8 protein-coding genes are annotated in these 11,449 nt (G+C 60.9%); 5 read left to right on the forward strand and 3 right to left on the reverse strand.

Annotation, left to right across the window (positions count from 1 at the left end; translation table 11 throughout):
* Nucleotides 1–140: 140 nt before the first annotated feature.
* Nucleotides 141–3,623 (reverse strand): DNA polymerase III subunit alpha, encoded by a 3,483-nt coding sequence (gene dnaE / locus Q7V03_RS04660; RefSeq protein ID WP_304924442.1) that lies wholly within the window; start codon nucleotides 3,621–3,623, stop codon nucleotides 141–143.
* Nucleotides 3,624–4,074: 451 nt separating this feature from the next.
* Here dnaE and xdhA point away from each other — a divergent pair, with 451 nt between their 5' ends.
* Genes xdhA through Q7V03_RS04680 form a run of 4 tightly spaced genes read left to right on the forward strand, consistent with a single transcriptional unit; the run spans nucleotide 4,075 to nucleotide 10,084 of the window.
* Complete coding sequence (xdhA, locus tag Q7V03_RS04665; protein WP_304924443.1) at nucleotides 4,075–5,469, forward strand: xanthine dehydrogenase small subunit; 1,395 nt, start codon at nucleotides 4,075–4,077, stop codon at nucleotides 5,467–5,469.
* A complete protein-coding gene (xdhB, locus tag Q7V03_RS04670; RefSeq protein WP_304924444.1) occupies nucleotides 5,466–7,808 on the forward strand; it encodes a xanthine dehydrogenase molybdopterin binding subunit in 2,343 nt (780 codons plus the stop codon). Before xdhA ends, xdhB begins: the two co-directional genes overlap by 4 nt.
* Nucleotides 7,801–8,745 carry a xanthine dehydrogenase accessory protein XdhC gene (gene xdhC, locus Q7V03_RS04675; protein WP_304924445.1) on the forward strand — a complete coding sequence of 315 codons (945 nt, stop codon included), beginning with the start codon at nucleotides 7,801–7,803 and terminating at the stop codon, nucleotides 8,743–8,745. The genes xdhB and xdhC overlap by 8 nt, the downstream gene beginning before the upstream one ends.
* A 49-nt stretch (nucleotides 8,746–8,794) precedes the next feature.
* Nucleotides 8,795–10,084 carry an amidohydrolase family protein gene (locus Q7V03_RS04680; protein ID WP_304924446.1) on the forward strand — a complete coding sequence of 430 codons (1,290 nt, stop codon included), beginning with the start codon at nucleotides 8,795–8,797 and terminating at the stop codon, nucleotides 10,082–10,084.
* Here the strand turns inward: Q7V03_RS04680 and Q7V03_RS04685 are convergent.
* The gene (locus tag Q7V03_RS04685) at nucleotides 10,081–10,227 is read right to left on the reverse strand and encodes a TetR family transcriptional regulator (RefSeq protein ID WP_304924447.1); all 147 of its coding nucleotides are present in this window, start codon (nucleotides 10,225–10,227) and stop codon (nucleotides 10,081–10,083) included. The genes Q7V03_RS04680 and Q7V03_RS04685 overlap by 4 nt on opposite strands.
* Before the next feature lie 136 nt (nucleotides 10,228–10,363).
* Here Q7V03_RS04685 and Q7V03_RS04690 point away from each other — a divergent pair, with 136 nt between their 5' ends.
* Nucleotides 10,364–10,705 (forward strand): Rid family hydrolase, encoded by a 342-nt coding sequence (locus Q7V03_RS04690; protein ID WP_304924448.1) that lies wholly within the window; start codon nucleotides 10,364–10,366, stop codon nucleotides 10,703–10,705.
* Nucleotides 10,706–10,883: 178 nt separating this feature from the next.
* Here Q7V03_RS04690 and Q7V03_RS04695 read toward each other — a convergent pair whose 3' ends face one another.
* Nucleotides 10,884–11,366 (reverse strand): nucleoside deaminase, encoded by a 483-nt coding sequence (locus Q7V03_RS04695; RefSeq protein ID WP_304924449.1) that lies wholly within the window; start codon nucleotides 11,364–11,366, stop codon nucleotides 10,884–10,886.
* Nucleotides 11,367–11,449 lie beyond the last annotated feature (83 nt).

The following is an 11,449-nucleotide window of genomic DNA, read 5'->3' on the forward strand; positions in this document are numbered from 1 at the left end:
TCAATCCAGCAAACAACTATTTTTTTCTCTTTCGAAGGAATTTGGCATGGATTCGACCTTTCTGCGCACAAAAGCGTCATCATCGGCGAGGTTTCGCACAAGCTTGGGCACGGCTCATGGGTGGGTCAGACGTGGAAGCATCACACTTCTTCCACCATCACCACGCCCTGCATCGCCTTGATCGCACCCTTGATTTGCGCCGTCACCGGATAGCTTTGCGGCAGGATCAGATCAATCTCGCGGCCCTGATCATCGGGCACACAGAGGGTAATTTGCGCCTTGTTGCGGCCCTCCACCTTGGCCAACAGTATCGCAATCGACACCGCCGCCTCGGCCCGGTTCAAGTGAATCCGCAACGCCTGCGCCCCCGCCGCATCAGCCACCTGATCAATCGGCTGCACCGCATTGGCCAGCAGTTTCAACGTCTCGCCTTCCAACTCGGCCTTCACCGTCAGCACCACATTCATCCCCGGCTCCAACAGATCGCGGGCGGCTTCCAGCGTGTCGGAAAACACCGTGACCTCATAAAGCCCGGTCGGATCTGACAGCGACACGAAAGCAAAGCGGTTGCCCTTGGCCGATTTACGCTCCTGTTTCGACGCCACCGAGCCTGCAATCTTGGCAATGCACATGCCACGCTCGGCTTTCCGCGTCACTTCGGTCAGCGTCAATACATCGCGCCGTTTCAGCGCCGACATGTAATCATCCAGCGGATGGCCCGACAGATAAAACCCAATCGCCAGGTGCTCTTGCGTCAACCGCTCCACCGGCAGCCAGTCATCGCGATACGCCAATCGCGGTTCGGGAATATCTGCCCCCGCCTCGCCAAACAAACTCACCTGATTGGACGATTTCGCCTCATGGATCGCCGCCGAATAGGCGACCAACGCATCCAGAGCCTCAAACACCCGCGCGCGGTTGCCATCCAGCACATCAAACGCCCCAGCCCGCGCCAACATCTCCAACGGCCGCTTGCCAACCCGCTTCATATCCACCCGGCGGGCGAAATCGAACAAGGTCGCGAACGGTTTTTCGCCGCGCGCGGCTACAATCAGCCCCATCGCATCCGCGCCCACGCCCTTCAGCGCGCCTAAAGCATAGACCACAGCCCCATCGCGCACCGTGAACGTCGCCAAAGACGCATTCACACAAGGCGCTACCGTCTTGATCCCCAGCTTGCCGACTTCGCGCTTATACACCGCCAGCTTGTCGGTCAGATGAATATCGCAGTTCATCACCCCGGCCATGAACTCCACCGGATGGTTCGCCTTCAGCCAAGCGGTCTGATAGCTGACCACCGCATAAGCCGCCGCGTGCGATTTGTTAAAGCCGTAGTTGGCGAATTTCTCCAGCAAGTCAAAGACTTCACCGGCCTTTTTTACATCGACATTATGGGTCTTCTTGGCACCCTCAACAAACTTGGGGCGCTCCTTTGCCATCTCCTCGGCGATCTTCTTACCCATCGCGCGGCGCAGCAAATCCGCCCCGCCCAAAGAATACCCCGCCATCACCTGAGCAATCTGCATAACCTGCTCTTGGTAAACGATAATCCCTTGGGTTTCCGCCAGAATATGATCAATCGTCGGATGGATCGACTCCAGATCCTTCAGCCCGTTCTTCACCTCGCAATAGGTCGGGATATTCTCCATCGGGCCGGGCCGATACAAAGCCACCAAAGCCACGATGTCCTCGATGCAGGTCGGCTTCATCCGCCGCAAAGCATCCATCATGCCGCTGGATTCCACCTGAAACACCGCCACGGTTTTCGCCGCCGCATACAGCTCATACGACGCTTTATCGTCCAGTGGGATAAGCCCGATGTCGTTCTCGGCCCCCGGTTTCGCCTCATACAGCGCGCGACCATCGGCGGATTGATTAAGCGCCCGGTTGCCGTTGTTGATCTGATCAATCGCGTTCTGGATCACCGTCAGCGTCTTCAGCCCGAGGAAGTCGAACTTCACCAGCCCGGCCTGCTCCACCCATTTCATGTTGAACTGCGTGGCAGGCATGTCCGACTTCGGGTCTTGATAAAGCGGCACCAACTCATCCAGGGGGCGATCGCCAATCACCACCCCGGCGGCATGGGTCGAGGCGTTGCGATACAGCCCCTCAATTTGCGCGCCGTAATTCAGCAGCCGCGCGACCACTTCTTCCTTCGCCGCTTCCCGCAACCGAGGCTCATCGGCCAAAGCCTTGGTGATTGAGACCGGCTTCACCCCCTCCACCGGGATCATCTTCGACAAGCGGTCCACCTGCCCATAAGACATCTGCAACACCCGACCGACATCGCGCACCGCCGCCTTCGACAACAAAGCGCCAAAAGTGATGATCTGCCCGACCTTATCGCGGCCATATTTGGCTTGAACGTATTGAATAACCTCGCCCCGGCGATCCATGCAGAAGTCGATGTCAAAGTCGGGCATCGACACCCGCTCCGGGTTCAAAAACCGCTCAAACAGCAAAGCATAACGCAAAGGGTCAAGATCAGTGATCGTCAGCGCATAAGCCACCAATGACCCCGCACCCGATCCCCGCCCCGGCCCGACCGGAATATGCTGTTTCTTCGCCCAGCCGATAAAATCCGCCACGATCAGGAAATAGCCGGGAAACCCCATCTTCTCGATGATCCCAAGCTCAAAATCCAACCGCGCCTGATAGTCCTCGACGCTCACCGCATGTGGAATAATCGCCAGCCGCGCCTGCAACCCGGCATTGGCCTGCCGCCGCAACTCGTTCACCTCATCATCGGCAAATTTCGGCAGGATCGGCGCGCGCTTGAACGCCGCAAACGCACAGCGCCGCGCGATTTCCACGGTGTTCTGCACCGCTTCCGGCAGATCGGCGAACAGAGTCACCATCTCGGCCTCAGACTTGAAATAGTGCTGCGGCGTCAGCCTACGCCGCGGCTGCTGTTGATCAACATAAGCCCCCTCGGCAATGCAGATCAGCGCATCATGCGCCTCATACATCGTGGCGGCGGGGAAATAGACATCATTGGTCGCCACCAGCGGCAGTTCCAACGCGTAAGCCGTCTCAATAAACCACCGCTCGGTGCCCGCTTCCGCATCGGTCAGCCGCCCGCCCTCGCCGGGATGGCGCTGCAACTCCATATAAAGCCGCCCCGGATAAGCCGCAGCCAACCGCTCCACCAGCACCCGCGCTTTCGGGGTTTGCGCCGTCTGCACCAGCCGCCCCAGCGGCCCATCCGCCCCGCCAGTCAAACAGATCAACCCCGCCGAATACTTCTCCAACTCCGCGACGGTCACTTCCGGCAAAGCCCCGCCCTTGTCGATATACAAACAAGAGTTCAGCTTCATCAGGTTCATATACCCGGCTTCATTCTGCGCCAGCAGCACAACCGAAGCCGCCGCCTTCAGCTTCTCGCCCGCCGCCACCGGATCATAAGCCACCGAGACCTGACAGCCCACAATCGGCTGCACCCCGGCGTCTTTCGCGTAAACCGAAAACTCCAGCGCCGCGAACATGTTATTGCTGTCAGTGACCGCCACCGCAGGCATCTCGTGCTTCGCGCAAAGCTTCAAAAGCGCCTTCACAGGCACAGCCCCCTCCAACAGTGAATGTTCGGTATGGGTGCGCAGATGGATGAATCGAGGTGCTGACATGGGGGCAGAGTAACCAACCAGCGCCCAGAACAAAAGCCCGCCCTCTTCGCAGGCAAATCCTGCAACTGCTTTCTGCCGCAGCCTAAGTCTCTTTTCTCAACCCCTCAGCAACAGGGAACCAGTCGTAGGGTGGGGTTTCAACCCACCGCTTGCCCTCAATCCTTAACAAATCCTTAATTCGACTACCCCAACCCATTGTTTCAAAACACATAAAAAAGGTCCCGAGTTGGGACCGCCCCTCATCCGCATCCAAAACCGTCGCCCTCCGACCGCCGGCCCGCGGCTTTCCCGCAAGAATCTAGAAACTCCTTTCGCGAAACCCATCAAGGTATCCCTTGCGCAACGCCACAGACCAAGGCTTGATACCCCATAGGGTCGCGCGACCCGCTTTCCGCCGCATCGGGCGGGCGCGCACACGGCCCAGTTGATACAGACAGCGGCAGGATGAACCATGACCGAGACAGCGTTTCTCTTGAACGGAACGCCGGTGCGCATCGCAGGCGGCAGCCCGACGCGCACCCTGTTGGAATATCTGCGTGAAGACCAATCCCTCTGCGGCACCAAAGAGGGCTGCAATGAAGGCGATTGCGGGGCCTGCACCGTCATGGTCACCGACGCGAACGGCCCCAAGGCGCTGAACGCCTGCATCCTGTTCCTACCGCAACTGCACGGCAAAGCCGTCCGCACCGTGGAGGGCATTTCTGGCCCGAACGGCGAACTTCACCCGGTCCAAGCCGAAATGATCGCCCACCACGGCAGCCAATGCGGCTTCTGCACGCCGGGTTTTATCGCCTCAATGGCCGTGGCCCACACCCTGAACCGCACCGATCACGACACCACCCTCGCCGGAAACCTCTGCCGCTGCACCGGCTACGCCCCGATCATCCGGGCCGCAAAAGCCGCCGAATCCGCGAAGGTTCCCGCATGGATGCAATCCGACCAGCGCAACCTGCCCACCGTGGTGGGGACGGGGGAGGCGTACAGCCTCCCCGGCGCGTTCCGACCCACCAACTCCGATGATCTCGCCGATTGGTATCAGCAAAACCCAGATGCCACCCTGATCGCAGGTGCCACCGATGTCGGCCTTTGGGTCACAAAACAACTGCGCGACCTCGGGCCGGTGGCCTTCCTGAACGCCGTCACCGACCTGCAACAGATCGAACACTCCCCCGGCCAACTTCACATCGGGGCTGCCGTCACCATCAATCAACTGCGCGAAGCCCTGCTGCCGCTGCACCCGTCCTTCGCGGAAATGCTGCGCCGCTACGCCTCGGAACAGGTCCGCAACGCCGCCACCATCGGCGGCAACATCGCCAACGGCTCGCCGATCGGAGACGCCCCGCCCGCCCTGATCGCGCTGGGTGCCACCTTACACCTGCGCAAAGGCCCCGACCTGCGCTCTATCGCGCTGGAGAATTTCTTCATCGAATACCGCAAACAAGACCGCCACCCCGGCGAGTTCGTCGCAGGCCTTTCCATCCCCACCAGCGCCCCAAACTTACGCTGCTACAAACTGACCAAACGCTTCGATCAAGACATTTCCGCCGTTCTCGGCTGCTTCAACCTCACAGTTGAGGCCAACCAAATCACCCAAGCCCGCATCGCCTTCGGCGGCATGGCAGGCATCCCCAAACGCGCCGCCGCAGTTGAAACCGCCGTCCTCAACAAACCCTTTTCCCTGCAAACCCTAGAATGCGCGCTCCCCGCCTTCGCCAAAGATTTTCAACCCCTCACCGACATGCGCGCCTCATCCACCTACCGCCTCACCACCGCGCAAAACCTGCTGATCCGCTATTTCCACGACCTCAGCGGCACCAAAACCAACGTGCTGGAGGTCTCGGTATGACCAAGGGTAAACCGCTCCCACACGATTCTGCCCCCCTGCACGTCACAGGCCAAGCCCGCTATCTTGACGACATTCCGCTGCCCGCAGGCACCTTGCACGCCGCCTTTGGCCTGTCCCCCTGCGCCCACGGCACCATCACCGACATTGACCTTTCCGCCGTCCGCGCAGCCCCCGGTGTGATCAAAACCTATGCCAGCGCCGACTTCACCGAGATGCCCGATTGCTCGCCCTCCACCCATGACGAACCGCTGCTCGCCACGGGTAAAGTCCACTACATCGGCCAACCCGTCTTCCTTGTCATCGCCGACACCCATCTCAACGCCCGCAAAGCCGCGCGCTTGGGCAAAATAACCTACGCCGACCTCCCCGCCTTGCTGACGGTGGACGACGCCCTCAAAGCCAATTCCCGGTTTGAGCAAGGCCCGATCATCTGGACCAAAGGCGACGCCGCCAAAGCCATCGCCACCGCCGCACAAATCATCGAAGGCACTATGGACGTCGGCGGCCAAGAACACTTCTACCTCGAAGGCCAGATCGCCGCCGCCATCCCACAAGAAGACGGCGTGCATATCTATTCCTCGACCCAACACCCGACCGAGATTCAACACAAAGTCGCCCACGCCCTGCACCTTCCCATGAGCGCTGTCCGCGTCGAAACCCGCCGCATGGGCGGTGGTTTCGGCGGCAAGGAATCCCAGGGCAACGCCCTCGCCATCGCCTGCGCCATTGCTGCCCGCGACCTGAATAAACCCTGCAAAATGCGCTACGACCGCGACGACGATATGATGATCACTGGCAAACGCCACGATCTGCGCATCAGCTACCGCGCCGGGATCGACGCGCAAGGCCGCATCTTAGGGATAGATTTCACCCATCTCGTCCGCTGCGGCTGGGCGCAAGATCTGTCGCTCGCCGTCGCCGACCGGGCCATGCTGCACGCCGACAACTGCTATCACCTCCCCGACATCCGCATTGAATCGCACCGCCTGAAAACCAACACCCAATCCGCCACCGCATACCGGGGCTTCGGTGGCCCGCAGGGCATCATCGGGATTGAGCGGGTGATCGACCACGTCGCCCACGCGCTGAAAAAAGACCCCAACGAGATCCGCAAACTCAACTACTATCGCGCCGCGCAACCCACCGGGCCCGGCACAGGTCACCGCATAGGCTCCACCTATTCCCCCACCAACGCGCAGGCGCAAACCACCCCCTATTTCATGGAGGTCGAGGATTTCATCGGCCAAGACATCCACGACGCCTTGGAGAAATCGAGCAATTACCAAGCCCGCCGTACTGAAATCGCCGCTTGGAATAGCACTAACCCAATCTTGAAGCGCGGCCTCGCCTTCACCCCGGTAAAGTTCGGCATCTCCTTTACCCTGACATGGCTGAACCAAGCCGGAGCCCTCGTGCATGTCTATCAAGACGGCTCGATCCACCTCAACCACGGCGGCACCGAGATGGGCCAGGGCCTGAACCAAAAGGTCGCGCAAGTCGCGGCCTCGGTGTTCGGCGTCGACGCGTCGCAGGTGAAAATCACCGCCACCGACACTGCAAAAGTGCCCAACACCTCGGCCACCGCCGCCTCGTCGGGGGCCGATATGAACGGCATGGCCGCGCAAAACGCCTGCGAGATCATCCGCGCCCGCATGGCCGATTTCCTTGCCGACAAGCTTGGCACCCAGCCCAACGAAGTCCGCTTTGAGAACGGCACCGTGCGGGCGGGCGGCGAATCCTATCCCTTTGCCCAAATCGCCGCATGGGCCTACCAAGCCCGCATCTCGCTGTCCTCAACCGGCTTCTACGCCACCCCAAAAATCAACTGGGACCGTGTGAAAGGCAAAGGCCGCCCGTTCCTCTACTTCGCCTATGGTGCCGCCATCACCGAGGTCGTGATCGACAGCCTCACCGGCGAAAACCGCATCCTGCGCACCGATATATTGCACGACGCCGGAACCAGCCTGAACCCCGCCCTCGACATCGGCCAGGTCGAGGGCGCTTATGTCCAAGGCGCAGGCTGGCTGACCACCGAAGAACTGGTCTGGAACGCCAAAGGTGCTTTGACCACCCACGCCCCCAGCACCTACAAAATCCCCGCCTGCTCCGACCGCCCGCCGATTTTCAACGTCGCCCTTTGGGATAAACCCAACCGCGAAGACACCGTCGGCAAATCCAAAGCTGTGGGCGAGCCGCCGTTCAACCTTGGCATCTCCGCCTTCCTCGCCCTGTCTGACGCGATAGCCGCCTGCGGAGACGGCACGCGCTATCCAAACCTCGATGCCCCCGCCACCCCCGAACGCATCCTCAAAGCCGTGCAAGATCAGCGCCATGTTTGACTTAGAAACACTCACCGAAACCGTTACCCAACACGGCCCTACCGCCCGCGTCGTCATCGCCGCCCACCAAGGCTCCTCCCCCCGTGAAGTCGGCGCATCCATGCTGGTCTGGTCTTCAGGCCAATCCGGCACCATCGGCGGCGGCGCCCTAGAACATCAAGCCACCCAACACGCCCGCAGCCTTCTCGCCACAAAAGAAAAATCCCTCACCCACACCGCCCTCGGCCCCAAACTAAACCAATGCTGCGGCGGGGCCGTCACCCTGTTCACCGAAGTGTTTACTGCCGAAACCCTCCCCGAACCGAACTCGCTGATCGCCCGCCCCACCAACGACACGGCAATGCCCCTTGCCGTCAAACGCCTGCTCGCCACCGCCCGCAACCAAGGCGCACTCCCCGCCCCGCACCTGATGCAAGGCTGGATGATCGAACCACTCGCCCATCCCACACGCCAGCTTTGGATCTGGGGCGCAGGCCACGTCGGGCGCGCCCTAATACACACACTCGCCCCGCTCTCCGATCTACACATCACTTGGATCGACACCGCCCCCAGCCGCTTCCCCTTTACCATCCCCGACAACACCACCGCCCTGCCCGTCGAAACCCCCACCAACGCCACCGAACTCGCCCCCCGCAACGCCGAGCACCTGATCCTCACCTATTCGCACGCCCTCGACCTTGATCTCTGCCACCGCCTGCTGCTGCACGGCTTCCAATCGCTGGGCCTGATCGGATCACAAACCAAATGGGCCCGCTTCCAATCCCGCCTGCGCGCCCTTGGCCATACCCCGCAAACCATCGCCAAAATCACCTGCCCGATTGGCGACCCCAGCCTTGGCAAACACCCAAATGCCATCGCCATTGGCGTCGCCGCCCAGCTGCTGCGCCCCACCGCACAGGCGGGCCACAGCCTAACCGCCCCCAGCCGCAGCGCTTGACGCCAAAGCGAAAACCCTCAACCCTGCCGCAAACCTCCAAGGGGCACCCATGTTCGATCTGATCCTAAGAAACGCCAACCTCCCCGATGGCCGCAAAGGCCACGATATCGCCATCACGGCCAATAAAATCGCCGAAATCGCCCCGAACATCCAAGCCACCGCCCGAGAAGAAATCGACGCCACAGGCCGCCTCGCCTCGCCCCCCTTCGTCGATCCACATTTTCACATGGACGCCACCCTGTCGCTCGGCCTGCCACGGATGAACCGCTCCGGCACGCTGCTCGAAGGCATCGCCCTATGGGGGGAACTCCGCCCCACCCTCACCATCGACGCCCTCGTTGCCCGCGCCCTGCGCTACTGCGACCTCGCCGTCACCCAAGGCCTGCTGGCGATCCGCACCCATGTCGACACCTCCGACCCCAAACTCATCACCGTGCAGGCGATGCTAGAGGTCAAGGCCCGCGTCAAACCCTACATCGACCTGCAACTCGTCGCTTTCCCGCAAGACGGCTACTTCCGCGCCTCCGAAGGCGTCACATCCCTGACCCGCGCCCTTGACATGGGCGTCGACATCGTCGGCGGCATCCCGCATTTTGAGCGCACCATGGCCGAAGGCCAGGCCAGCGTCGAAGCCCTCTGCCGCCTTGCCGCCGAGCGTGGCCTACCCGTCGATATGCATTGCGATGAAACCGATGACCCCAACTCTCGCCATGTCGAAACCCTCGCCCAGCAAACCATCCGCCACGGGCTGCAAGGCCGCGTTGCAGGCTCTCACCTCACATCCATGCATTCGATGGACAATTACTACGTCTCGAAACTGATCCCGCTGATCGCGGAATCGCAGATGAACGTGATCCCCAATCCGCTGATCAACATCATGCTGCAGGGCCGTCACGACACCTATCCCAAACGCCGCGGCATGACCCGGGTGCCCGAACTGATGGCCGCTGGCATCAATGTCTCGTTCGGCCATGATTGCGTGATGGACCCGTGGTACGCGATGGGCTCGGGCGATATGCTGGAAGTTGGCCATATGGCGATCCACTCTGCGCAAATGGGCAGCCTTGAGGATAAAACCAAAATCTTCAACGCCCTGACCGTGAACTCGGCCAAAACCATGGGCCTGCAAAACTACGGGCTGGAAAAAGGCCGCAACGCCGATCTGATCCTGCTGCAAGCCCGCGACCCCGCCGAGGCGCTCCGCCTGAAAGCCACCAAACTCTTGGTGATCAAAGCGGGCAAAATCATCGCCCGCACCCCGGCGCGTGTCGGCGCTTTGTTCCTAGAAGGCCGCCCGTCCGAAATCGACCCAGCGCTAGACTTCGCGCCAGAGTACTAGGCGAGGCTCTCGCGCTTCGCCCCGGCGGTCAACTCGTCCATCGACGTTGCGGCAAAGCCCTGTTCACCAAAGGCTTTACGCCCCGCCACGATCAGCTTGGGGCGGGTTTCTTCCATCATCGCACTGCGATGTTTCGCGGCCATTTTGCCTACTTTCACATACGCGACGCATCCATATTGACATGCGACTCGAATGTAAAATCCAAGACAGAACGTGTAGCCGCTTCTGTCACTGGCTTTTCTACTGGGTTCCCCAAACCAAACCCAAAAGAAGTTCCAAATGATACAGCGCAGCGCCATCTTCCCGGCCAACCGCCACGCGCTTGACGCGGTGCACGGCTATTCCGCCGCGATCCGCTCGGGCGATGGTTTGTGCGTATCGGGCCAAGTCGGCAGCGGCAGCGACAGCAGTCCGAATCCGGGTTTTGAGGCCCAAGTCCGGCTTGCGTTTTCAAATCTGGCCGACACACCCAACGCCGCAGGTTACAGCTTCGACGGTATCGTGGATGTGACCTGCTTCCACGCCGAACCCGAAACCCAGCTCCCCACCATCATGCAGGGGAAAGCCGAAATCCTGCCATCCGCGCCCGATCGAAATTGGACGGCCCTCGGGGTGACATAGCGCGCGAGTTTTGAGGTTGAAATCAAGCTAACCGCGCGTATCCCCGATTGAATCAGGCGCATAACGCCCTGCGCAGATCACGCAAGTCGCCTCCGATATGTGAAAAGGCCACCCTGCAGACAGCATTGCATAGGGTGCTGCCCGCGTCACAGACCCTGATTTATGACTTCATAAATCGCTACCCCCAAACCCCGACATGCACCAACGCCGCCTCATCCTCCAGCATCGGCCCAATCACCTCAATCTGCCGCTGCCCCGCCGCAAACACCACCCGACACGGCAAATCCAGCGTCGGATTCTCCGGGTGGTTGCCGGTCATCTCTTTCAACAGTTGCTCTGACATCCCGTAAACAACGCGGCGTAACCCGGTCCAATAAATCGCCCCCGAACACATCGCGCAGGGCTCGGCCGAGGTGTAAATCGTACACTCTCGCAGCAATTCCGCTGGCAAACTGGTCGAGGCCCGCGTCATCAAAACCCGCTCGGCATGACCCGTCATATCGTGATCCGGCATAAAAGCATTGTGCTGCGTCATCAGCACCGCGCCATCCGGCCCGACCAAAATCGAGGCGAACGGATGCACCCCGGCGTCCCGCGCTTTCGCGGATTCGGCAATCGCCAGCCGCAACAGCGACACATGATCCAGTGCTTCACCCGCCATCGCCCGCTCCTTTTCTGTCCCAATATCTGATGACAGAGTCACCGCTTCCCCGCCCGCAAGCAAGCCAAGTTTCGCCCCCATTC

This window comes from Cypionkella sp. (assembly GCF_030652235.1).
Lineage (GTDB): Bacteria > Pseudomonadota > Alphaproteobacteria > Rhodobacterales > Rhodobacteraceae > Cypionkella.